This window comes from Nocardia sp. NPDC005998 (genome assembly GCF_040614395.1).
GTDB lineage: Bacteria > Actinomycetota > Actinomycetes > Mycobacteriales > Mycobacteriaceae > Nocardia.
In genome coordinates, this window is sequence record NZ_JBEXUI010000005.1 from 14758 (window position 1) to 38231 (window position 23474).

22 protein-coding genes and 1 riboswitch are annotated in these 23474 nt (G+C 66.2%); of the genes, 9 read left to right on the forward strand and 13 right to left on the reverse strand.

All coding sequences use genetic code 11. The features are described 5' to 3' along the window. Window positions 1–71 precede the first annotated feature (71 nt). The 3 genes from ABZ293_RS10090 to ABZ293_RS10100 form a co-directional block, all read right to left on the reverse strand. A complete protein-coding gene (locus ABZ293_RS10090) occupies window positions 72–2141 on the reverse strand; it encodes a glycosyltransferase family 39 protein (protein ID WP_355179162.1) in 2070 nt (689 codons plus the stop codon). Continuing rightward, the gene (locus tag ABZ293_RS10095) at window positions 2138–3445 is read right to left on the reverse strand and encodes a bifunctional glycosyltransferase family 2/GtrA family protein (RefSeq protein WP_355179163.1); all 1308 of its coding nucleotides are present in this window, start codon (window positions 3443–3445) and stop codon (window positions 2138–2140) included. The genes ABZ293_RS10090 and ABZ293_RS10095 overlap by 4 nt, the downstream gene beginning before the upstream one ends. A 70-nt stretch (window positions 3446–3515) precedes the next feature. Beyond that, window positions 3516–4157, reverse strand: coding sequence for a class I SAM-dependent methyltransferase (locus tag ABZ293_RS10100; RefSeq protein WP_355179165.1), 642 nt, complete (start codon window positions 4155–4157; stop codon window positions 3516–3518). Window positions 4158–4594: 437 nt separating this feature from the next. On the opposite strand from ABZ293_RS10100, the gene ABZ293_RS10105 reads away from it, so the two are divergent. Next, window positions 4595–5317 carry a TetR/AcrR family transcriptional regulator gene (locus ABZ293_RS10105; RefSeq protein WP_355179610.1) on the forward strand — a complete coding sequence of 241 codons (723 nt, stop codon included), beginning with the start codon at window positions 4595–4597 and terminating at the stop codon, window positions 5315–5317. 156 nt (window positions 5318–5473) lie between these two features. Here ABZ293_RS10105 and thiD read toward each other — a convergent pair whose 3' ends face one another. After that, entirely contained in the window at window positions 5474–6316 is an 843-nt protein-coding gene (gene thiD / locus ABZ293_RS10110; protein ID WP_355179167.1) for a bifunctional hydroxymethylpyrimidine kinase/phosphomethylpyrimidine kinase, read from the reverse strand. 203 nt (window positions 6317–6519) lie between these two features. Between thiD and ABZ293_RS10115 the strand changes: the two genes are divergently transcribed. Together ABZ293_RS10115 and ABZ293_RS10120 are read left to right on the forward strand one after the other, a co-directional pair. After that, the gene (locus tag ABZ293_RS10115; RefSeq protein WP_355179169.1) at window positions 6520–7662 is read left to right on the forward strand and encodes an LLM class flavin-dependent oxidoreductase; all 1143 of its coding nucleotides are present in this window, start codon (window positions 6520–6522) and stop codon (window positions 7660–7662) included. Between the two features lie 54 nt (window positions 7663–7716). Beyond that, on the forward strand, window positions 7717–8865 hold the full coding sequence (locus tag ABZ293_RS10120) for a GTP-binding protein (protein WP_355179171.1): 1149 nt from the start codon (window positions 7717–7719) through the stop codon (window positions 8863–8865). Between the two features lie 82 nt (window positions 8866–8947). On the opposite strand, the gene ABZ293_RS10125 is transcribed toward ABZ293_RS10120, so the two are convergent. Together ABZ293_RS10125 and ABZ293_RS10130 are read right to left on the reverse strand one after the other, a co-directional pair. Continuing rightward, complete coding sequence (locus ABZ293_RS10125; protein WP_355179173.1) at window positions 8948–9571, reverse strand: SDR family oxidoreductase; 624 nt, start codon at window positions 9569–9571, stop codon at window positions 8948–8950. A 288-nt stretch (window positions 9572–9859) separates the two neighbouring features. After that, a complete protein-coding gene (locus ABZ293_RS10130) occupies window positions 9860–10945 on the reverse strand; it encodes an epoxide hydrolase family protein (RefSeq protein WP_355179175.1) in 1086 nt (361 codons plus the stop codon). A gap of 85 nt (window positions 10946–11030) precedes the next feature. On the opposite strand from ABZ293_RS10130, the gene ABZ293_RS10135 reads away from it, so the two are divergent. Together ABZ293_RS10135 and ABZ293_RS10140 are read left to right on the forward strand one after the other, a co-directional pair. Then, entirely contained in the window at window positions 11031–11678 is a 648-nt protein-coding gene (locus ABZ293_RS10135) for a TetR/AcrR family transcriptional regulator (protein WP_355179177.1), read from the forward strand. Window positions 11679–11754: 76 nt separating this feature from the next. Then, the gene (locus ABZ293_RS10140; protein ID WP_355179179.1) at window positions 11755–12162 is read left to right on the forward strand and encodes a VOC family protein; all 408 of its coding nucleotides are present in this window, start codon (window positions 11755–11757) and stop codon (window positions 12160–12162) included. 50 nt (window positions 12163–12212) lie between these two features. Here the strand turns inward: ABZ293_RS10140 and ABZ293_RS10145 are convergent, their stop codons facing one another. The 3 genes from ABZ293_RS10145 to ABZ293_RS10155 form a co-directional block, all read right to left on the reverse strand. Continuing rightward, window positions 12213–13724 carry an SH3 domain-containing protein gene (locus tag ABZ293_RS10145; RefSeq protein ID WP_355179181.1) on the reverse strand — a complete coding sequence of 504 codons (1512 nt, stop codon included), beginning with the start codon at window positions 13722–13724 and terminating at the stop codon, window positions 12213–12215. Between the two features lie 412 nt (window positions 13725–14136). Further along, window positions 14137–14928 carry a thioesterase family protein gene (locus tag ABZ293_RS10150; RefSeq protein ID WP_355179183.1) on the reverse strand — a complete coding sequence of 264 codons (792 nt, stop codon included), beginning with the start codon at window positions 14926–14928 and terminating at the stop codon, window positions 14137–14139. A 90-nt stretch (window positions 14929–15018) separates the two neighbouring features. Continuing rightward, a complete protein-coding gene (locus ABZ293_RS10155) occupies window positions 15019–16263 on the reverse strand; it encodes a KasA/KasB family beta-ketoacyl-ACP synthase (protein ID WP_355179185.1) in 1245 nt (414 codons plus the stop codon). Window positions 16264–16302: 39 nt separating this feature from the next. Between ABZ293_RS10155 and ABZ293_RS10160 the strand changes: the two genes are divergently transcribed. Beyond that, on the forward strand, window positions 16303–16863 hold the full coding sequence (locus ABZ293_RS10160; protein WP_355179186.1) for a TetR/AcrR family transcriptional regulator: 561 nt from the start codon (window positions 16303–16305) through the stop codon (window positions 16861–16863). A gap of 91 nt (window positions 16864–16954) precedes the next feature. Here ABZ293_RS10160 and ABZ293_RS10165 read toward each other — a convergent pair whose 3' ends face one another. Then, a complete protein-coding gene (locus tag ABZ293_RS10165; RefSeq protein WP_355179187.1) occupies window positions 16955–17431 on the reverse strand; it encodes a DUF1772 domain-containing protein in 477 nt (158 codons plus the stop codon). Between the two features lie 522 nt (window positions 17432–17953). After that, on the reverse strand, window positions 17954–18538 hold the full coding sequence (locus tag ABZ293_RS10170) for a helix-turn-helix domain-containing protein (RefSeq protein ID WP_355179188.1): 585 nt from the start codon (window positions 18536–18538) through the stop codon (window positions 17954–17956). 130 nt (window positions 18539–18668) lie between these two features. Between ABZ293_RS10170 and ABZ293_RS10175 the strand changes: the two genes are divergently transcribed. After that, window positions 18669–20159, forward strand: a complete 1491-nt coding sequence (locus ABZ293_RS10175; protein ID WP_355179189.1) for an MDR family MFS transporter — start codon at window positions 18669–18671, stop codon at window positions 20157–20159. Between the two features lie 162 nt (window positions 20160–20321). Here the strand turns inward: ABZ293_RS10175 and ABZ293_RS10180 are convergent, their stop codons facing one another. Next, the gene (locus tag ABZ293_RS10180; protein ID WP_355179190.1) at window positions 20322–20783 is read right to left on the reverse strand and encodes a MarR family transcriptional regulator; all 462 of its coding nucleotides are present in this window, start codon (window positions 20781–20783) and stop codon (window positions 20322–20324) included. Between the two features lie 58 nt (window positions 20784–20841). Between ABZ293_RS10180 and ABZ293_RS10185 the strand changes: the two genes are divergently transcribed. After that, the gene (locus ABZ293_RS10185; RefSeq protein WP_354955488.1) at window positions 20842–21249 is read left to right on the forward strand and encodes a VOC family protein; all 408 of its coding nucleotides are present in this window, start codon (window positions 20842–20844) and stop codon (window positions 21247–21249) included. Between the two features lie 3 nt (window positions 21250–21252). On the opposite strand, the gene ABZ293_RS10190 is transcribed toward ABZ293_RS10185, so the two are convergent. Further along, window positions 21253–21447, reverse strand: a complete 195-nt coding sequence (locus tag ABZ293_RS10190; RefSeq protein ID WP_355179192.1) for a hypothetical protein — start codon at window positions 21445–21447, stop codon at window positions 21253–21255. A gap of 107 nt (window positions 21448–21554) precedes the next feature. Then, window positions 21555–21681, forward strand: a riboswitch (TPP riboswitch). Between ABZ293_RS10190 and thiC the strand changes: the two genes are divergently transcribed. Then, the gene (gene thiC / locus ABZ293_RS10195; RefSeq protein ID WP_355179194.1) at window positions 21674–23332 is read left to right on the forward strand and encodes a phosphomethylpyrimidine synthase ThiC; all 1659 of its coding nucleotides are present in this window, start codon (window positions 21674–21676) and stop codon (window positions 23330–23332) included. (Overlaps the previous riboswitch by 8 nt.) The last annotated feature ends 142 nt before the right edge of the window (window positions 23333–23474 follow it).

The window sequence follows — 23474 nt, forward strand, 5'->3', positions numbered from 1 at the left end:
TGTGGTGTCCGAGCCGCCGAAAACGATCCGCCCGGTGCACACGCACCGGGCGGATCACCTTACGCAGTGGATCAGTGGGCGGTGGTCAGGTCGTAGAGGGTGACGCCGTCGACCTCCGTTGCGGTGAAATGCTCTTCCACCCACTTGCTGATCTCGGCGCTGGTGCCGGAGCGACCGGGACCGAAGCCGCCGTCTTCGCCGCCGCGGTTGCCGCTGCCGATGAAGTAGTGGATCTTCCCGTCGGCCACAAACGCTTTGAACTGATCCAGCGTCGGCGAGGGATCGCTGCCATTGAAGCCGCCGACCGGCATGACGGGCAGTTGGGTGGCCAGCTGGAATCCGGCGGCGCTATTGGAGCCGATGGCGGCGGCGACCCAGGTGTAGTCGGTGCCATGGTTTTCCAGCAGTGCGACGACCTTATCGCTCGGCTTGCTCGCGCCGAGCAGCCCACCGGCGGGACCGCCCATCATCGGACCACCCTGGCCCGCAGGGCCATTGGTGCCGCCGGGCAGCAGGTCGGCGCCACCGGGCGCTGCTCCCATTGCACCATTCATGCCCCGCGCACCATTCATATTGCGTCCGTTGCCATTTCGTCCATCCGGCATACCACCCGGCCCGCCGAAGCCGCCTTCGCCGGGTCGATGACCGAACATCCCGACATTCGGTCCCGCCGACGGGATGGCGCCCTCGTGCGAGGTCGCAATGGTCTGGGCGGAATACGCGACGGGCCCGGACAATCCGGCGAAGGCAGCGGCCAGTGCCGCAACCAGAGCCAGCTTGCGCGGTGCGGGCAACAGCACCGCGATGGTCGCGAGCACGCCGACCACCAGCATCGTCCAGCGCAGCCACGGTACGAAGTGCGAGTCGCGCGACAGCAACATCCAGGAGGTCGCGGTGGTCAGGCCGACCGCGAGTGCCGCGAACAACCGGACCCACAGCCGATGCCGCTGCTGCCACAGCTGGACCGCGCCGATGCCGACCAATGCCGCGACCGCCGGGGCCAGCGCCACCGTGTAGTACTGGTGGAAGATGCCCGCCATGAAGCTGAAGGTCAGTCCGGTCACCAGCACCCAGCCGCCCCACAGGATCAGCGACGCGCGCTGCCCATCGGTGCGAGTGGCCTTGCCGCGCAGCAGGATTCCCGCAACGAGTGCGACCAGCGCGGCCGGGATCAGCCAGGCGATCTGACCGCCCTGTGCGGGTTCGAACAGCCGGGTGATCCCGGTGCTGCCCCACATGCCCCCGCCACCGCCACCGCCACCGGGCGGCATATCGCCCCGGCCGGGGGTGACGCTGCCGTGCTCATTGCCGTTCAACCGGCCGAGCCCGTTGTAGCCGAGGGTGAGTTCGAGGATCGAATTATGCTGCGACCCACCGATCCACGGCCGCGACGATGCCGGCCACAGCTCGACCGCGAGCAGCCACCAGCCGGCCGAGACCAGCATGGCCGCGCCCGCCGCGAGCAGGTGCAGAATGCGTTTGCCGAGTTTGGGCGGACCGGCGATGAGATAGGTCAGCGCCAGCGCGGGCACCACCAGCAGCACCTGCAATTGCTTGGTGAGGAACCCGAATCCGATGAAGACACCGGTGAGCGCCAGCCAGCGGAGGCGCCCGTCCTCGACCGCCCTCGTCATCGCCCAGGCCGCCGCGACCATCAGGAATACCAGCAGCGCATCCGGGTTGTTGAACCGGAACATCAGCACCGCGACGGGAGTCAGCGCGAGCACGAGTCCGGCGATGAGCCCGGCCGCCGGGCCGAAGGGCCTGCGCACCGTCGCCCACACCAGTGCCACCGAGGCGATGGCGAGCAGCACCTCCGGGACCAGGATGCTCCAGGAATTCAGCCCGAACACCCGTACCGACAGCTCCATCAGCCAGAGCGAGGCCGGTGGTTTGTCGACGGTGATCGAGTTGGCCGCGTCCGAAGAGCCGAAGAAGAAGGCCTTCCAGGACTTCGAACCCGCCTGCACCGCAGCGGAATAGAAGGAGTTCGCATAGCCGTTGGCGCTGAGGTTGCACAGGTAGGCGATACCGGTGCCGATCAGGAGTGCGGCCAATGCCGGGTATTCCCAGCGGATCTGCTGCTTCGGTTGTGGTTCGGGCCGGGTCGCCGCAGTCGGTGGGGTCAGCGTCGCTGTCATCGGCGAACTCCATCAATGGTCGTCTTCGTAGCGCGCAGCATCGGCTGGGTGACCGCATCCGGTGCGGTCGTTCGGGTTTCGACCCCGCCGGTGGGGTTTCGGAATACCCAACGCAGACCGACGAATCGGATGAGGGTTGCGATCAGATTGGCCACCACCAGGACGAACAGCTCCAGGTGAACGGCCGCATCCGGGGCCCAGCGATGCAGGGCGAACAGCGATCCGCTGGTGACCAGCAGGCCGAAGCCGAATATCAGCAGCCCTTGGAATTGATGCGACACCACGCCGGTCGACCCACGCACTCCGAAGGTGAAGGCGCGATTGGCGGCGGTATTGCCGATCGCGGTAATGAGCAGTGCGAGGAAGTTCGCGACCTGGGCACCGGTCATCGGCTGCAACACCAGGTAAAGCAGCATATAGGCGAGCGTGGAAATCACGCCGACTATCGCGAACCGAACGACCTGCCCGACCATCCCCAAAGGCACACCGGGAACCAGTGGTTCGCGTCCGACCGCGCGCCGCAGTTCCTCCAGCGGCAGCGCACCTGTCGTCAGTCCGCGCAGCAGCCGCCACACCCCGAGCAGGTCCTTGCGTGCCGTATCGACGATATCCACGCGGCTGTCCGGATCATCGATCCAGTCGACCGGCACCTCGTGAATGCGCAGGCCCGCCCGCTCGGCGAGCACCAAGAGCTCGGTATCGAAGAACCATTCACCGTCCTGCACCAGCGGCAGCAGCTGGCGCGCGACATCGGTGCGCATCGCCTTGAACCCGCACTGCGCATCCGAAAACCGCGCCTGCAGTGAGGCTTTCAGGATCAGGTTGTAGCACCGCGAGATGAACTCCCGCTTGGGACCGCGAACCACCCGGGACGACGCGTCGAGCCGGGTGCCGATCGCCAGATCCGAATGTCTCGAGATCAGCGGAGCCACCAGGGGCAGCAGCGCATTCAGATCCGTGGACAGATCCACATCCATGTAGGCGACGACCTGCGCGTCGGAGTGCTCCCACACCGCGCGCAGTGCGCGGCCCCGGCCCTTCGCGTCCAGATGCACCACCCGCACATCGTCGAGCTCATCGGCGAGCAGCTGCGCGACCTGCATGGTGTCATCGGTGCTCGCATTGTCGGCAACGGTGATCCGGGTCGGGAACGGAAACCCGTCTCGCAGGTAGGCGTGCAGCCGCCGCACGCAAATGCCCAGGTCGGCCTCTTCGTTGTAGACGGGGATCACGACGTCCAGCACGGGCGTGATCACCGTTTCGGTCATATCCGCCCGGTGCGCGGCGGTCGTCGATTCGGTCATGGTGACCACCCTCGCCAACCGCGCTGGAGCCCAGCTGGGCCCTGGCTGTGAGGTTCCTGGGGACTGTTGCCTACCGGAGCCTGCGGATCCGCAAGATCGTGTCGGAGCGGGTGCCGACCTGCCCCTCCGGCCCGGTCACCACCCGCTCGACCTCATCCGCGGTCTCCACCCGCCACTCGTCTCCGTCGAATGCGAGTCCATCCAGTACCTCATCCATCGTCGGAAAGTGCACGTCATGCCGATGCTCCATAAACGAAGGCCACCCCGCATGCCCCGCAATCAACAGCACCCCGCCAACGGCCACCGCCTCAGCGGCCCGCCGCAAAACCTTCGCCCGCTCGTCCTCCCGTGCAACCGGCGAATGAAAGAACTGCGCCGAAACCAAATCGAACTCCCCCTCCGGAAACGACTGCGCCAGATCATGTTCCGCGAACAAGATCCGATCCGCGACCCCCTCCTCAGCGGCATGCGCCCCCGCCCGCCGCAACGCCGTCGCAGACACATCAACCGCCGTAACCCGCCACCCATTCCGCGCCAACCACACAGCGTCACCCCCCTCACCACACCCGAGATCCAGTGCACTCCCCACCGCAAGCCCGCCGACCTCCCGCACCAACAACGGATTGGGATTCCCAGTCCAAACCCGATCCCGACCCTGATAAAACTCCTCCCAAAATTCCCGCCCAGCCTGCAATCCAGCCCCGTCGCCCATCCGTCGATCTCCCATCCATTTCGCCCCATGCCATATCCCCCCCGACCGCATAATCTCCCCCCCACCACCCCCAACACCAACTTTCTTGCCACTCCAGCAAACCCCCACCCGGCCTCGAGAATGCGCTGGTGCAGGTGTGCTCTCGACGTTTGCCTGCGTGAGCGCATGGTGATCATCGGTCCAGGATTGCTGTGGTGGCGGGGGCGCGCTGGTGGATTACGTCGGGGGATGCTGCTGCTGGCCCGCGAGGGCGGTATGTGGGGGATCGACTCCGTGGGAATGCGCACAGGGTCGGTTTTTGCGCGACATCATGGCGGCCGCCCCGGCATTCGCCGAGCGTCTCCCGGCGCTTGTCGAACTCTGAAGGAGGCTGGTGCGGTTGGGGTTCGACCGAGTTGGCCGAGGTCGGGTGGGGTGTTGGTACCGTCGGGGGTGTGATGCGTAGTGGGCGGGGCGTGGGTGAGGTGCCGCCTGAGCGGGTGGATGCTCGGACCGAGCGGTGGCGGGAGCATCGGCGCAAGGTTCGGGCGGATTTCGTCGATGCGGCGTTTCGGGCGCTCGACAGGTTCGGGCCCGAGGTCAGCATGGGCGATATCGCGAAGGAGGCCGGTGCGGCCAAACCCAAGCTGTATCGGCACTTCGAGGATAAGACCGACCTCTACAACGCCATTGTCGACCGGGTCGGTGACATGCTGTGGGAGCGGATCGTCGCCGGTGTCGACCTGACCAATGATTCGGCGCGCGAGGTGATCCGGCGTGGCGCGGCCGAATATGTGCTCGTGGTGACCGAGCATCCGAATGTCTTCCGCTTCATGCTGCACAGCCACTTCACCCGGCGCGCCGATGATTCCGAGCGCGCGCTGCAGTCGGCTCGCCAGTCGGCCAGGCGGGCGGCCGATCTGTTCACCGGATTGCTCGCGGACAGTTCCGTCGAGGTGTCCAGCGTCGAACTGGTCAACTATTCCATTTTCGGCGCGGTGGCCTCGGCCACCGACTGGTGGCTCGGCGCGAACCGACTACAGGCGCATGGGATGCCGATCGAGAAGTTCGTCGCCTATCTGGCCGAGATCATCTCCGCATTGACCGAGGCCAACGCGCGATTGAACGGCATTAGCATGGACGCGGATCTGCCACTGCACCTTGCGTTTTCCAGCGAGTGATGTTCGCGCCACCGGTGGCGCCGACCGCGGGCGCGCCAGTGGCGGTCGGCTTCCACAGCCACATCGAACCCCATTGTTCTCACTGAACCGCTCCGTTGCGGCCCACGGTGGCTGCGATACCTCGAGTATGTACCCACCCACCGACAAGTTTCGGCGCTAGCTCGCCGACAGCCGCCAGAGCGGGGAAACAGGCCCGTGACCTGCACCGAGATCGTAGGACGCGGCCAGACACCGGTAGGTCCAGTCCTTGGCGAACGCGACCGCGTCGGGCACCGAGTAGCCATTGGCGAGTGCGCACGCAATGGCGGCGGCCAGGGTGTCCCCGCCGCCGTGGTCGTTCCCGGTGCTGATCCGCGGCGCGGTGAACTCCAGGAATTGATCGCCATCGAAGAGTAGATCGGTGCTGACCTCGGAGGATCGCAGATGTCCGCCCTTGACGACCGCCCATTGCGCCCCGAGGTCGTGCAGTGCCCGCGCGGCCCGCCGCGCCGAGGCGTCATCGGTGACCTCGATGCCGGTGATCAGCCGCACCTCGTCGAGATTCGGTGTCACCACCGTGGCCAGCGGAATCAGCGTATGCCGCACCGCATCCAGCGCCTCCGCGTGCAGCAGCGCATCACCGTGCATGGACGCCGCGACGGGATCGACCACCAGGGGCGTGCGGTCCCGCCCGATCCCCACCTCCTGGCAGACCGCCGCGACGGATTCGATAATGGCCGTCGAGGCCAACATCCCGGTCTTTGCCGCCCCGACCCCGATATCCCCGACCACCGAACGCACCTGATCGGCCACGATCTGCGGCGGAATCTCATGGAACCCGCTCACCCCGACCGAGTTCTGCACCGTCACCGCGGCCACCGCCACACACGCGTGCACGCCGCACAGGGCCATGGTCCGCGAATCGGCCTGAATACCCGCGCCGCCCCCGGAGTCGGTTCCGGCAATGGTGAGGACACGAACCGGAGTCTGCCCGTCGGGCACAAGCGGCAGCAATTTCACACCCCAGACCCTACTCAGCGGCCGCACCGACCTCGCCATTCCGGTGCGGGCCGCCCAAGCGTTGCGGTGCGCGGCCAATGCCGAGGGTGCGAATGTGGCAGGAATCGGCCAGATTCGGCAGGAAAGCGCACTGGTCCCGGGCATTCCGATCTGACCGATCGCATCCCTGGTGGGCCCGCGACACCTTGGGTTGGATCATTCGAATGCCCCTCACCTTCCACTGGTTTCTGCCGACCAACGGCGACAGCCGCAATGTCGTCGGCGGCGGTCACGGTGCGACCGCAACGCACTCCGCCGGTGACCGTCCGCCCAGCGTGGCCTACCTCGGCCAGATCGCGGCGGCCGCCGAATCGCTCGGATTCGAGGCGGTCCTGACGCCGACCGGCGCGTGGTGCGAGGATGCCTGGCTGACCACCGCCATGGTCAGCCAGGCCACCGAGCGGTTGAAGTTCCTGGTGGCCCTGCGGCCCGGATTCATCTCGCCGACGCTGGCCGCGCAGATGGCCAGCACCTTCCAGCGCCAGACCGGTGGCCGCCTGCTGATCAATGTGGTGACCGGCGGTGAGTCCGCCGAGCAGCGCGCCTATGGCGACTTCCTCGACAAGGACGCCCGCTATGTGCGCACCGGCGAATTCCTCGAGGTGGTGCGCAAACTCTGGGCGGGCGACATGGTAAGCCTGACCGGCGAGCACATCCACATCGCCGACGCGAAACTGGCTCGGGTGCCGAATCCGGTGCCCGAGGTGTACTTCGGCGGTTCCTCGCCGATCGCCGGCACCGTCGCGGCCGCGCACTCCGATGTCTACCTGACCTGGGGTGAGCCGCCCGCGCAGGTCGCCGAGAAGATCGCCTGGATCACCAAACTGGCCCAACGTGCTGGCCGCACCGTGCGTTTCGGTATCCGACTGCATGTGATCACCCGCGACACCTCGGAACTGGCCTGGGCCGAGGCGAACCGGCTGCTGGCCGGTTTCGATCCGGCGGCCGTCGCCGATATCCAGAAATCGTTGGCGCGCAGCGAATCCGAGGGGCAGCGCCGAATGCTCGCGCTGCACGCGGGCGCCAGCGACGCGCTGGAGATCTACCCGAATCTGTGGGCGGGCATCGGACTGGTGCGCGGCGGCGCGGGCACGGCGCTGGTCGGCAGTCACGAGGAGGTGGCCGAGCGCATTCTCGAATACCACGACCTCGGCATCGATGAGTTCGTGCTCTCCGGATATCCGCATCTGGAGGAGGCGTACTGGTTCGGTGAGGGCGTGCTGCCGCGGCTGGCCGCGCGCGGGCTGTGGCGGCATCCGGATGCGCCGGTGGCGGCGCAGCGCGGTCTCGAAGTCGCGTCGTCCTGATGTCCCGGACGACCCACCCGACCACATCTAAATGAAAACCATTATCATTAATGCGTGACCATTGCATCGTCTCCTGATCTGCTGCCCGTGACCGTGCTCTCCGGCTTCCTCGGCGCGGGCAAGACGACCCTGCTCAACCACATCCTGGCCAATCGGGACGGCCGCCGCGTCGCGGTCATCGTCAATGACATGAGCGAGGTCAATATCGATGCCGCGCTCGTCGCGGGGCAGGGCCAGCTCGACCGCACCGAGGAGAAGTTGGTCGAGCTGACCAACGGCTGTATCTGTTGCACCCTGCGCGAAGATCTGATCGAAGCGGTCGGCAGGCTCGCCAGGGCTGGTCGCTTCGATCAACTGGTCATCGAATCCACCGGGATCTCCGAACCGATGCCGGTGGCCGCGACCTTCGACTGGGAGTTCGAGGACGGCTTCAAACTCGGTGATATTGCCCGCCTCGACACCATGGTCACGGTGGTGGACGCCTCGACCTTCCTCGTCGAGATCGCCCGCGGCCAGGCACTCGCCGAACGGAATCTGCAAGCGGGCGAGGGGGATACGCGCACCATTGCCGATTTGCTGGTCGATCAGGTGGAATTCGCGGACGTGCTGCTGATCAACAAGACCGACCTGGTCAGCGCGAATGCCGTCGGAACCGTGGAAGCGACGGTGCGGCGGCTCAATCCGCGCGCCCATGTGCTGCGCACCGAAAAGGGTGTGGTGGATCTCGCGGAAGTCCTCGCTACCGGCCGCTACAACCCGGTCGTCGCCGCCGAATCCGAGGGCTGGGCCGAGGAACTCGCCGGCGGCCACATCCCCGAAACCGAGGAATACGGCATCCGCAGCCTCACCTACACTGCCGAGCGGCCCTTCCATCCCGAACGCCTGGCCGATGCCCTCGCCCGACTCCGCGGCATCTTGCGCAGCAAGGGTTTCTGCTGGTTGGCCACCCGTCCCGAGCTCGCCGCCATCTGGTCCCAGGCCGGTCCCAACCTGACCTTCGAGCCCGCCACCTGGTGGTCTGCCCTCGAAGTCCCCGCGGGCCAGGAAATCGTGTTCATCGGTGTGAAACTCGACCTCGACCAGATTCGTCGACTCCTCGATGCCGCGGTCTTGACCGACGCCGAATTCGCCGCTGGCCCGACCGCCTGGTCCACTTACCCCGACCCGTTCCCCACCTGGGGCGAGCTCCACAACCACCACTGAGCGCCAGAAACCCACGCACCGGATCGGGGCGTGGGTTTCTGGTCGATTGGGGAAACCTGCCGAGTTCGAGCGGCATCGTGGCTCAGTTGGAGATGCCGGGGGCCCGGTGGGTGTAGGTGGCGTCGGTGAGTTGTTCGAGCATGAACGCCGCGATATCGGCACGGGCGATCTTCAGCGACAGGCCCTTTTCCTCGGTGCCGAAGCCGCGACGGAAGCCGTCGGTGCGTGGGCCGTCGGTGAAGGCGCTCGGGCGGACGATGGTCCAGTCCAGTTTGCTGGCGCGGACGTATTCCTCCTGCGCGACATGGTCGGCATAGGCCTGGCGCAGCAGCATCCCGAACATCACATACTTCCAGAGGAAGTTCAGGTTGCCCTCGCTGTCGCCGACACCGAGGGTGGTCTGGCAGATCAGGCGCTTGACGCCGGTCCGGTTCATCGCCTCGATGACCGCGCGGGTGCCCTCGGCCCGGATGACGCCCTTGCGGCCTGCGCCGAGCGAGATCAGCACCGCGTCCTGACCGACGACCGCCCGCTCGACCGAATTCGTATCCAGCACATTGCCCTCGACAATGTGCAGCCGCTCGTGCCGCTGCTCGACGCTGGCCGCATTGCGGGTGAAGGCGGTGACCTCATGCCCCTGTTCGAGCGCCTGCTCGACGACCAGACGACCGACGGTGCTGGTTGCTCCGAAGACTGCGATCCGCATTGTTCTCTCCTTGTTGAATGTGCGATGCTCCCGGGCCCTACGTGGTCACGCAGGCCCTGACGCTCGCATCGGGGGGGTCTGAAAGCTGTTGAGCTGTTGGTGAATCCAGTACATCAACGGAGAGCGAGACGAACCATGGCCGTGAGTCTCGCGGACATAAGAGTGGGTCTACGCGCATCGGCCCCGCGTTCGCGAGTGGCAACGCGGGGCGGTGAGCAGCGGTTTCGGCCGGTGTCCGTGCGGCACCTCACGGCGATGCGAGGTACCGCACGGAACCGGCATCGGGCGTCAGCGGTACTGCGCGAAGAATTCGGTGATCTCAGCGGCCATCAGCGCGGGGGCGACGTGGTGCAGGTAGTGGGTGTACACGTCGTGGGTGCGCCACGACACGATGTTGGTGTGATCGCGGTCGGCGAACCGGCGGATTCCGTGGAAGTCGCCATTGGATCCGGACAGCGCGAGCGGCACCGTGGTCGGCTCGGTCGGCTGCTGCGCCCTGGCCTTCTCGAAGTAGTGCCGGATGGCCGAACCCGCGGTGCCGGTGAGCCAGTGGATCGCGATATTGGTCAGCACGAAGTCATCGTCCAGATCCGGGCCAAGCAGTTGGCTGTTCCAGCCGACCAGGCCGGTCGGCGAATCCATCAGCGCGTGCGCCAGCGTCTGCGGCTGCTGCGACTGCAGAATATTGAAGCCCATCTTGTTCTTGACGAACCAATCCAGCGTCGCCAGTGACTGCTGCTCGTCCTCGGTCAGATCGGCCAGTTCCGACGGATCACCCGACGGGAACGAGTACACCTGCGAAACCTGAATGGCGACAACACTGTCCGGGGCGACTCGACCGAGTTCGGGCGAGATCTGCGCGCCGCCGTCATTGCCGACCGCACCGTACTTGGTGTACCCGAGCCGCCGCATGAGTTCGGCCCAAGCCTTGGCGATGCGCTGATCGTTCCAGCCGGATTCGGTTGTCGGACCGGAGAATCCGTAGCCCGGCACCGACGGGATCACCAGATCGAATCCGGCCGCGGTCAACGGCTCGATGACACCGAGGAATTCGACGAAGGTACCCGGCCAGCCGTGGGTCAGGATCAGCGGAAAGCTGTTGTCCCGCTGGGACTCGATGTGCAGGAAGTGGATGTTCTGCCCGTCGATCTCGGTGGTGAACTGCGGGTACGCATTGAGCTTCGCCTCGACCTCGCGCCAGTCGAATCCGTCGCGCCAGTAGTTCACCAGATGCCGCACGCGCTCGACGCTCACCCCGTAGGTGTCATCCGACCCGAGGATCTGATCCGCCCAGCGGGTGCGGGCCAGCCGGTCCTGCAGGTCGTCCAGCTCGGCCTGGTCGATCTTGATGGTGAAGGGGGTGATGGCGGTCATCTCTACTCCTTGTGAAACGGAATGCTTCGTTCTGTTTGAACAGTAACAGAACGGATCCTTCCGTTTCAAGTGCTAATCTGAACCCATGCCGAAAACATCCGACGCCCCAGCTCAGAAGGGTCTGCCGGGTCGCAAGGCCCAGGCCGCCCGCAATGACGGACTCATCCTGGAGGCCGCCCGTGCGGTCTTCCTGGCCGATGCCAATGCGCCGATCGCTGCCGTCGCCGAACGCGCGGGTGTCGGGATCAGCGCCCTCTATCGCCGCTATCCGAGCAAGGAGGTGCTGTTGCGCACTCTCTGCCATGAGGGCCTGCGCCGCTACAACGCGGAAGCCGATGCCGCACTGGAGGATTCGGATGGCTGGCGCGGTTTGGTCGGATTCCTGGAACGGGTGGTCGACGCCGACGTGCACTCGCTGGCCGTGCATCTGGCGGGTACCTTCACCCCGGAGGACTCGATGCTTCCGGACATCACGCATTCGGGTGAGGTCACCGAGGAACTGGTGCGGCGGGCGCACGCCTCCGGTCGGCTGCGCGCGGATGTCAATGCCAACGATCTCGGTCTCATCCTGGAATCGTGCGCGGCCATTGCCATGCCGGATCAGGTCCGCACCGCGCAGCTGCGCAGGCGGGTGCTGGCCGTGCTGGTCGCGGGTCTTTCGGGAAAGGGCGAGCTGCCGGGTCCGGCGCCGCAGCCGGGCGAATTCGCCTGGCGCTGGCAGCCGCGCGCGTAGCGCCGATGAATTCGGCCGCGGCGCACCGTCTGCACTGTTACGAATGGCCCTGTCCGCCGCAGCGAAGGGATGTGCAATGAACTGGACGCTCGAGGTCGTGATCGTGCCGGTATCCGATATCGACCTGGCCAAGGACTTCTACTCGAACAAACTGGGTTTCGTTCTCGACCACGACACCGCGGTCGGCGACGATATGCGTATCGTCCAGCTGACCCCGCCCGGTTCCGGCTGCTCCATCGTGATCGGCAAGGGCGCGGTCCCGAAGATGGAACCGGGCTCGATACAGGGCCTGCAGCTCGTCGTCCCCGATATCCACAAGGCCCACGCCGAATTGGTCGAACGCGGTGTCGAGGTCAGCGATGTCCAGGTCCTCGGCACGAACCCGACCCCGATGCCCGACCCGCTCGACAATGTCGGCTTCTGCTTCTTCAGCGATCCGGACGGCAACGGCTGGGCGGTTCAGCAGATCTCGACCCGCTCCTGATGCGTTCGGCCCCTTGCCATTTCACGCCCTGTCCGCCTCGTGCCGAGACATCAGACGCGCCTGTTGTCGGTGGATGTCGTTGGCGCGGTGGGGGGCAGTGTCAGGGGTTGGATCGCGCGGCCGTCAACCCATGCGGTCCAGCCGTTGTTGCAGGCGATATGTGCCCAGTCCCCGGCGCGTTGGAGGATCTGGAGTTCGACGCCGGGATCAATGCTGGTGATGGGTCCGAATCTCGGATCCGGCGAAGCCCACGCGGCGATTCCGCCCTCGGGTACCCGGTGGGTGGGGTACCAGGGTGCTGCGGCGGGGGCCGCGAGAGGTTCGACGGCGCGGCCGTCGACCCAGCCGGTCCAGCCGTTGTTGCAGGCGATATGTGCCCAGTCGCCGGCGCGTTCGAGGATCTGGAGTTCGACGCCGGGATCGATGTTGGCGACGGGTGGTTGGGACGGGTCGGGTGTGGCCCAGGCGGGCATGCCGTCATCGGGCACCTGGTGGGTCGGATACCACGCCGCTGCGCCGCCGCGCTCGACCACCGGTACGGCCTCCGTGGGCGCGGCGGTCGCGTCGAATGCCGCTGTGCCACCGGCGAAACTGACCACGGCAGGATCGAGCACGTCGTGCACCAGACGCAGTGCGACTTCCGCTGTGGTCTCGAACAATTCCACGCGCGGGTTTCGCGCCGCCAGCTCGCTCCAGAACGCGAACTGCGTCGTGAACGTCGATCGGAACACCGTGAAATGGGCGAGTGCGGTCCGTTCCGCTGCCGCGCCGGTGAACACGGCAATGCTGCCCGTCGTCAATAGCTGACCGAACGTCCGCGCCACCGCGGTCCCGGCATGGGTGAATCGGTAGCTGCCGAGCGCCTCCAGTCGGACCAGGCCCAGCAGGGCCAGCCTGGCCAGCCCCTCGGTCATCCGACCGGCCGCGGCCGCGAGTGACACCGGTGCGGCCCCCTGGGCGGCGGGTAGGGCCCAACGGGTGTCGCCGCTGGCGAGCCCCTTGGCGAGTTGCTCCTCCAGTTCGAGCGCCCGCAGTTCGGGCGGTCCGGGTGTGACCTTCCGACCCAGGACCCCGGCTAGGCGGGCCTCTTGCGCCGTGTCGGTGGCGGCGAGCAGGGCGGCGAATGCGATGAGATCGAGGTCGATGGGGGGCGATGAGGCTCCGGGGCCGTAGGAGGTGAGATCGAGCAGTTCGTCCACCAGCACGGTGGCCTGCGCGAGCGTGGGCACGACGGCGAAATCGAAGCCGTCATCGCCGGTCCCGGCCTGCATGACGAAGGTGTCGTTTTCGTCCCCGTGCAGCAGCAGCGCCGACTTCCAGTTGGCCTGTCCGGCGCGGTTGGCGGTGATGACGACGGTGCGGGCGGGATCGGCGGCGATTCGCAACGCTCGCATCGTCGGTCCGATGAGTCGGCCGTCATCTTCGAGCAGTCCGGTGTCCTGCAGCGCCGCCGCGGGGTCGGTCGGCGGGGTCTGCATCGGCAGCGTGGAGCGCGGGCCCGGCTGCACCTCAGCGATGGACAGGGCCGCGGCGAGTTGGTCCGGGTTCAGTCGGAAACGCATCGGATTCAACTCCTTCCCGCGTCCGGGGCGCTGCACGCAGGCGTCCGGAACCAGATTCGGAAAGGTCCCGGCGCGTACGCCCAAGCCAGCAGCGGCGCGACCGGAAGCAGCCCGAGCAGGGCACATAAACCAGCAAGACCCGGACCGGAAACCATTGCGCGAGTGGTGTCGGTCGCCGGGCCCGGTGTCCGCGGTGCGCGGTTTGCTGCCGGGTGTCCAGTCATCAGAGTTCTTGGGTCGACCGAATCACTTTTATGGTTTCACATGCGGCGATTGCTCAGCAACAGGGCGACCGGTGGTCGCTACCTGCGAAGTTTGTGCCGTGTGGCCGCAGTCTCAGCTGCCGCGCAATCCGATTCGACGGCGTGCGCCGAGCATCTGCGCAGGCCGCGAACTTCGGCCCGCGCGGACGCTAGCGCGGTCCGAGGAACAGAGTTTGGGTGCTACGACCGAGTGGGCCCTTTTCATCGAACAGTGCCGACTCCGCCAGGCCGATGCCGTGTGGTTGCGGATAGGTGACGGCGTCCAGGCAGACCCATTCGCCGACCGGCTGCCGGTGCAGGGTGACCGTGAGATCGGTATTGATGAACAGGTATCGGGACCAGTCCAGCACCGAGCTGACGCCATTGCCCGAATCCGCCGCCGCGAGTGTGCGTTCCAGTGGACTGGGGGTGGTTCCGGCGACGATCGGATACCGCAGCCGGATCCAGCAGATCGCCGGGCCGGGTTCGCCGAATGAGCCGGTGACGAAGCGGTAGTCGATGCCGGTGTGGAAGCCGACCGGCTGATCCGAGGGAAACGGGGACGGCGCGCCCTGATCGGGCCCCGGGCGCGCACCGGTCGGCAGAATTTGTTCGGGCAGTTCGAGTTCCGGCTCGGCGAGTTTGAAGCGCCAGGCATTCGCCCGCAGCACCGGCCCGCGATCCGTGGACAGGGTCGCCTCGATCAATTCGACGCTGCGGCCGGGGCGGGCCACCCGCGCCGCCACCGTCAGCGGCTCCAGCGGAATCGGGCCGAGAATCTCCACCGCGACCCGCCCGACCTGGAATCCGGCCCGCGGCTCACAGCGCTCGATCGCATACCCGAGCAGCGCGGAGGGCGGTCCGGCGTGCTGGGCGTCCGGTGACCACGGACCGCGGGTGAGCTCGGTCGAGACGAACCGATTCGGATTCGTCGGATCCGGTGTGTAGAAAGCGTCGGCCACGTCGTTGTCCCATCAAAGCTGCCCGGCGAATTGTTCGTCCGGTTAACGATTCTGCTCCGACGCTACTCCCCGGTAACCGGCTGGGCGTCACTACACCCGACCGAAGGCGAGGGCGACATTGTGGCCGCCGAAGCCGAAGGAGTTATTGAGGGCGAAGTCGATGTGCTGCTCGCGGGGCGCGCCCGCGACGATATCGAGGTCGATCTCCAGATCGCGATTGTCGAGATTCAGCGTGGGCGGGACGATCTGGTCGCGCAGCGTCAGCATGGTGAGGATGGATTCGAGCGCCCCGACCGCGCCGATCGAATGGCCGAGTGCGGATTTGGGTGCGTAGACCGATGCCTCGGGTGTGACGGCGGTGATGGCATTGGCCTCCGACGCATCGCCGATCGATGTCGAGGTGGCATGCGCATTGACGTGCTGAATATCCGAAACCTGAAGTCCGGCAGTGCTTATCGCCTTGCGCATGGCACGGGCCGCACCGATGCCGTCCGGCTCCGAGGCGACGATGTGGTAGGCGTCGGAGGTGATCCCCGCGCCGAGTACGCGCCCATGGATCCGCGCGCCGCGCGCCCGCGCATGCCGCTCGGATTCCAGCACCAGCAATGCACCGGCCTCGCCGAAAACGAAGCCGTCCCGATCCCGATCGAATGGCCGCGACGCCCGCTCCGGTTCGTCATTGCGGGTGCTCATCGCACGCATCATCGCGAAACTCGCGATCGGCACCGCATCGATATGACCCTCGACGCCGCCCGCGACCACGACGTCGGCCTCGCCGGTGCTGATCAGCCGCCACGCGTGCGCGATCGCCTCCGAACCGGACGAACAGGCCGAGACCGGCGCGAAGACCCCGGCCTTTGCGCCGATTTCGAGGCCGACCGTGGCGGCCGGGCCGTTCGGCATCACCATCGGCACCGACATCGGCGACACCTTGCGGTAGCCGCCGTCGCGCATCGAGTCGACGGCATTGATCAGCGCATCGCCACCGCCGAGGCCGGTGCCGATGACCACCGCGAGCCGTTCGCCCTCGACCTCGGGTGTGCCCGCATTGCGCCACACCTGGCGGCCGAGCACCAGGGCCATCTGCTCGACATAGGAGTGGCGTCGCTGTTCGACGCGGGTGAGTTCGGCGCCCGGATGTGCGGTCAACTTGCCGCCGATGCGGACCGGCAGATCGTATTCGGCGACGAAATCGTCGGTGAGCCTGCCGATACCACTGCGTCCGGCGAGCAGGCCGGACCAGGTCGCGTCGATGTCATCGGCAATCGATGTGGTCGCGGCCACCGCGGTGACCACGACCGACGGCCGAGTTTCTGAAGCGATTGTTACAGTCACGATGTCATGGATACCTGTACCAATCGCTACAGTCAACTCATGGCCCGCCCCCTCGACCACGCGAAACGCGCCGATCTGCTGGCCGGTGTTGTCGAATACATCGCCGAACACGGCCTCGGCGATCTGTCGCTGCGCCCGCTCGCCGCCGAACTCGGCACCAGCTCCCGCATGCTGATCCACTACTTCAAAACCAAGGAGGAGCTGCTGGTCCAGGCGCTCACCACGCAGCGCCCGGATATCCCCGCCATCTTCGCCGATGTCACCGATGCGGCGGCGCTGCGCGAGCGGCTCGCCGCATTCTGCTCGGTGAATATCGCGGGGGAGGCCACGACGAGTGTGCGTGTGCTGCTGCAAGTACTGGGCGCGGCGTGTGCGCCGGGGAGTCCCTATGGCGAATACGCGAATGCCGCGATCGCGACCTTCATCGGCACACTCACCGATGCGCTGTGCCGGATCGAGACCACCATTGACGATCCGGAAGCCGTTGCCACGCTATTGATTTCGGGTCTGCGCGGCATCATTCAGGATCGGCTGATCACCGGCGACGTCGAACGCACCGACCGGGCCGCGCGCCTGCTGATCGACCAGATCATCCGCTAGACAACATATTTCGAGATGGCCACATACCAGCGAAACCCTGTGTCGACCGCACATCCGATGTGCGTTCGACACAGGGTTTCGATGAGGAGCGTCAGGCAAGGGCGATAGCGGCGCAGAGTGCGCCGACGGCGATGAACTGAAGGGCGACCCGGCCAATGATGACGCTGTTCCACTTATCCTGCAGCGCACGCGCATTCGACGGGATGATGCCGGACTTCGCGGCGGCCGTCTGCTGGGTGTTCACCGGCTTCGCGACCCGAACATAGATTCCGAGCCAGGTCACCAGCGCGATGACGGCGATACCCGCCGCGATCGCCGCCGAGACGTGACCGCCGATGGCGGCGAGCAGCGTTGCCGCGACGGCGGTCACCACGCCGCCGATGCCGACGATCGGCATCCGGCGATCGCCGTAGTAATGGCCCCATCCCGCCGAGATGGTCACGGTCCGGTCGTCCAGCTTGTCGTACACCGAACGCGTGATCAGCGCGAAACAGGCGTCGGTGCCGTAGACGACGGCGTTCGCGAGGACCGAGGCGATGGCGATGACCTGAATGGCGGTGGTGATCATGATGGCTTCCGTTCTTCGTGTTTAGCGTCGATAGAGAATCTAGCAGCGCTAGATTTATGCGTCAACCGGTTGCTGTCGATGCGTGGATTTCCCTCGGTGGCCGCCCGGTTCGCTTCGGTAGCCTTCCGTTGGCTGAGATGTGATGAATGCTGGCTGGACGCCGATGGGTGATCCAAGCGCGCGATGTCTGCGGGGTTGCTGCGGCAAGCGCGGAGGTGCGTTGGCTCATGGCATGTCGGTGTGGAGTCGGAACGTGCGGGCCGGTCTGCGCCTACCTGGTCCGCACCGGCTGGGTCGGGCCCGATCGTCGGCGGTTCCGCGGTTGAGCGCTCCGGCTGGGCGCCATCAGCTCGCCTCGCCCGACTCGCTGCTCGAAGTTGGTCATTCCGTAACGGCGTATCAGCGCGCGACACGCCTTCGATGTGGCACCGGCTACTACGCCATGCTTTTCGGCGTGCATTGTCGCGAAGTGACTGTGCTTGCGATGTGGTTGGTGCCCAAAGGATTTCGGGTCACCGGAAGTCACTGACCCGCGGCGTCCGTGCCCCAGCCGTGTTCGAGCAGGTCGAACAGCTCCCGGAGCGCGCGCGGCGGATCCTCCCGTGTACTGGCGACTTTGGAGCTTTCCAGGGCGAAATGGGCCAATCCTGCGGCGGTGAGATCGCCATCCGGTTTGCCGGTCGCCTCGGCGATCGCGGCCGCCAGCGCGGACTCGTGCCGCAGCAGCATCTGGTGTGCATATTCGCGTAGTGCCGGCGTCGAGTCGATGAGGCGATGGAAGGCGACGATGCCGGGATCATCACTGCGCGCGGTGCGACTGCGCATCAGATAGTCGCGCAGCGCGTGCATGACCGGTTGTCCCGAGGGGCGATCGCGGACGGACGCGACCAGGTCGGCCTCGACATCCGCGTCCAGGTCGAAGACCAACGATTCCTTGCTGGGGAAATGTTTGAACAGCGTGCTCAGTGATACGTCTGCCGCCTCGGCGACCTCCCGGACGCCGACATTGTCATAGCCGCGTTCGGTGAACAGCTGCATCGCGGCGTCGGCCAGGGCCTGGCGCGTCTGGGCCTTCTTGCGCTCACGGCGTCCGGTCGTCGCGGTCATATTGCCGACCTTACTGGATTTGGCTATCTGCGCCAAAATCGGAGCAGTTGTACTTTTGTAGCGGCTATGCTTTTCTGGATCGGTCGGCGGTCCGGATTGCCGATGACAAGTCCGAAGGAGGTGAGCGGTCATGTCCGCAGAAATGACCGAAATGAGAACCGCGCCAACGCGATCGATCCGATTGGTGCTGGCCGGGGTGCTGCTGGCAATGCTGCTGGCAATGCTGGACAACGCGATCGTCGGCACCGCGATGCCGACGATCGTGCGTGAATTGGGCGGACTGTCCCAGGTCGCCTGGGTGGTGACCGCGTACACCCTGCTATCGGCGATCTCGACGCCGGTATGGGCGAAGCTCGGCGACCTCTACCGCCGAAAGACCGTATTCCTCAGTGCTATCGGCGTATTCCTGATCGGTTCGGTGCTGGCGGGCGCATCGTGGTCGATGTCGGCGCTGATCGGATTCCGCGCACTGCAGGGGCTCGGCGCGGGTGGTATCGCCGTCACCGCGTTCGCCGTCATCGGCGCGCTGGTCCCGCCGCGCGAACGCGGGAAGTACCAGGGCATGACCGCCACCACGATGGCCATCGGCACCATCGGCGGACCGCTGCTCGGCGGTGTTATCACCGACGGACTCGACTGGCGGTGGGCCTTCTACATCAATATCCCGCTGGGCCTGGTGGCCTTCGCCTGGTCGTGGTGGCGGCTCGAGCTTCCGGTCGCGCGCAGGAAGGTGACCATCGACTACGCGGGCATCTGCACGCTCGCCAGCGCGATCGCCGCGCTGGTGCTGATCGCGACCTGGGGTGGTGTCGACTACGCCTGGCTCTCGGCCCGGATCATCGGGCTCGCCGTGCTCGCGGTGGCCGCTCTTGCCGCATTCTTCGTCATCGAGCGCCGGGTCGCCGATCCGGTGATTCCGCTGGAGATCTTCCGTGCCCGCAATCTGACCCTGGCGGCGCTGACGGCTCTGGTCGGTGGCGTGATCATGTTCGGATCGGTGCTGTATCTGCCGCTGTTCCAGCAGACGGTACAGGGTGCCTCGGCGGCCAACTCCGGATTGCTGCTGCTGCCGATGATGATCCCCTTGCTCATCGTGTCCCAGATCATCGGCAAGCGGATGACCGCCACCGGAAAGTACAAGATCTTCTTCATTCTCGGCGGGGTGTTTCTCACCGCGGGTGCCGTACTGCTGGCCGCCGTCGATGCCGAAACCGGGCGGCTGGCAACGGGATTCGCGATGGCGCTGATGGGAGCCGGACTCGGCTTCTCGATGCAGCTGTCCACCGCCGTCGCGCAGAACAGCGTGGAGATAACGCATATCGGCGCGGCATCCGGCGCGGTCACCCTGTTCCGCACCCTCGGCGGATCAATCGGTGTCGCGGCCTTCGGATCCCTGTTCACCAGGGCACTTCAGGGGCATGCGCCCGCCGACGGTCCCGGATATCTGGCAGCCTTCGCCTCCGGTGTCGGGAATGTCTTCCTGGCCGCCTCGGTGATCTGTGCGCTCGGCTTCGTGATCTCCTGGTTCATCGAGGAAGTTCCGCTGCGCGGCAAGGCTGTTGAACCGGCTGCGCAAGGCGGGTCGGCACCGGTTGCGTCAGAGAAGCAGACCGCGGTCTGATGCGGTGCGACGCCCGCTCGATCACACCGGGATCGGGCGGGCGTTGTGCCTTGTGGGGCTGTGGTGTGGGCGTAGTGCCCATCGGCCGCGGTGGCGCGTGTGCCGGGGCGCGATCCCGGTTGAAACCACTGTGGCCGGGCCCGCGCGTAACGGTGCCCGGTGTCAATCCGCGACGGCGTCCGGGTGGGTGTGCTCGAACAGCCGACGCATCATGTCCGACAACATGATTCGTTCGTCCCGGCTGAGCGGTGCGAGGATTTCCTCGCGCACTTGCCCGGCCTCCTTGTCCAGCGCCCGCAGTGCCGTCCGGCCGGACCTGGTGATCCGCACCGACATTCTGCGGCGATCGGCGGGATCGCGGGTGCGTTCGACGTGACCGGCACTGGCCAACTCATCGACGATCTTCGCCACATCGCTGGGGTGGATATCGAGCCGGATCCCCAGATCACGCTGCACATGCGTGCCGAAATCGGCCAGCGCGGCGAGTACGGCCATATGCCACAACCGAAGTCCGCGCGCCGCGAGCCGCTCGGCGAATCGGCCGCGCGCGACCTTGCCGACACGTGACAGCAGGTAGGTGTCGAGCCCGAGCAGGCTCGGCGGCAGGGCCCGCGCGGATTCCATGCGACAAATTATAGGGCCGGTCCTACGATAGGTGAGCACCTACTAAATAGGAGATATCGTGGACGCCCTGTACCCGAGACTGCTCGTCACCCGCTTCGCCGAATGCTTCGAGTTCTACCGCGCCGTCCTCCCGGAGCTGGTCGGCGCGAAGCTGATCAAGGGCACCGCGGCGGGCCCGTACGCGAACTGGGATGTGGACGACCAGGCAGTCCTGGTGCTCTTCGACCGCGCTGCCATGGCCCAGGTCGCTGGCACCACCGATCTGCCGGTCACCCCGGCGCCCGCGCAGGACGCGGTGATGTTCGTGTGCCGGGTGGCCGATGTCGATGCCGGTGTCGCGCTATGTCTGCGCAACGGCGCGACGCTGGTTGCCGGGGCGGTGGATCGTCCGGAGTGGGGGCCGAATCTGCGGACCGCGCATCTGCGCGATCCGGAAGGCGCACTTATCGAACTCCAGTCCTACTGAGAATCAGCTGATCTGCCAGGAGCCGACCTCGCGGTATCCGGAGTTGTAGATGGCCGAACCGTCGCCCTCGATCAGCTGGTAGTGCTTTACGTTGCCGCCCCAGTAGCGCAGGATGCGACCGAGCTCATCGGCGAGATCGGCAGGTGCTGGGACGCCCTCGGGCAGGACATCCAGATCTACCTCCAGGGTGAATTTCACCTTGTCGAATCTACCGGCGCGCCCTTGCCCGTCCCGCGCTTCGCTGTATGTTCCTCCGATCGCCGGGCGGGATGCGGACGTGGAAAGGTATCGTCGGGCGGGAAAATTTCACACCCAACGGGGGCTCGCACCAGCGGGCTGAGAGGACGGCTAGCCCAATCCGGGCGTTCAGGGCCGTCGACCGTATGAACCTGACCAGGTAATGCTGGCGTAGGGAGGAAATCGAATGGGCACAACTGCGTCCGCGGGTCGTTCCGCAGGCTCCGCTCCTGTCGACTCCGTGACCACCGGTCCGATCGAAGGCAGCGTCAAGCACTACCAGCAGGTCGATGACCTGCGCATTCCGGTGCGTCGGATCAATCTGACCAATGGCGAGCACTTCGACGTCTATGACACCTCGGGCCCGTACACCGACGAGGCGGCGACCATCGACCTGGACGCGGGGCTGCCCAAGCTGCGCGACAGCTGGGCCAAGCCCGAGGTCGACGGTCCGCCGACCCAGCTGGCCTGGGCACGTCGGGGCATCATCACCCCCGAGATGCGTTTCATCGCCGCGCGCGAGGGCGTGCGCGCCGAGCTCGTGCGCGACGAGGTGGCCGCTGGCCGCGCCGTCATCCCGGCCAACCACAAGCATCCGGAGCTGGAGCCGACCATTATCGGCAAGAAGTTCCTGGTGAAGATCAATGCCAATATCGGCAACTCGGCCGTCTCCTCCTCGATCGCGGAGGAGGTGGAGAAGATGGTGTGGGCCACCCGCTGGGGCGCGGACACCATTATGGATCTGTCCACCGGCAAGAACATCCACGAGACTCGCGAGTGGATTCTGCGCAACTCCCCGGTCCCGGTCGGCACCGTGCCGATCTATCAGGCGCTGGAGAAGGTGAACGGCGATCCGACCGCACTCACCTGGGAGATCTACCGCGACACCGTGATCGAGCAGTGCGAGCAGGGCGTCGATTATATGACCGTGCACGCCGGTGTGCTGCTGCGCTATGTGCCGCTGACCGCCAAGCGGGTCACCGGCATCGTCTCGCGCGGCGGATCCATCATGGCCGCATGGTGTTTGGCGCACCACCAGGAATCGTTCCTGTACACCAACTTCGCCGAACTCTGCGAGATCCTGGCGCGCTACGACGTGACCTTCTCCCTCGGTGACGGCCTGCGCCCCGGCTCCATCGCCGACGCCAATGACGAGGCGCAGTTCGCCGAGCTGCGCACCCTCGGCGAGCTGACCAAGATCGCGAAATCCCATGGCGTGCAGGTGATGATCGAGGGTCCGGGGCACGTGCCGATGCACAAGATCGTGGAGAACGTTCGGCTGGAAGAGGAGTTGTGCGAGGAGGCGCCGTTCTACACCCTCGGCCCGCTCGCCACCGATATTGCGCCCGCCTACGACCACATCACCTCGGCCATCGGTGCCGCGATCATCGCCCAGGCCGGTACCGCGATGCTCTGCTATGTCACCCCCAAGGAGCATCTGGGTCTGCCCAACCGGGACGATGTCAAGGTCGGCGTGATCACCTACAAGATCGCCGCCCACGCCGCCGACCTCGCCAAGGGCCACCCGCACGCCCAGGACCGGGACAACGAATTGTCCAAGGCGCGCTTCGAATTCCGCTGGCGCGACCAATTCGCGCTGTCGCTGGACCCGGATACCGCCCGCGAGTACCACGACGAAACCCTGCCCGCCGAACCCGCCAAGACCGCCCACTTCTGCTCCATGTGCGGACCGAAGTTCTGCTCCATGCGCATTTCCGCGGACGTCCGGGAATATGCCGCGCGCCAGGGACTTTCGGAGACCGAAGCAATCGAGGCGGGGATGGCGGAGAAGTCCGCCGAGTTCGCCGACCACGGCGCCCAGGTGTACCTGCCCGTGGTCTCGTAGTTTCGTCCGCGGCGGTGACCTTGCCGCACTCATGGACGTGAGCGGGCCCGATCCGAAGGTGCGGATCGGGCCCGACTTATTCGCTCGCGCGGAGTTTGTCAGTGGTGGGTGCGAAGATGCCGGTTGTATCCAGGCCGAACAG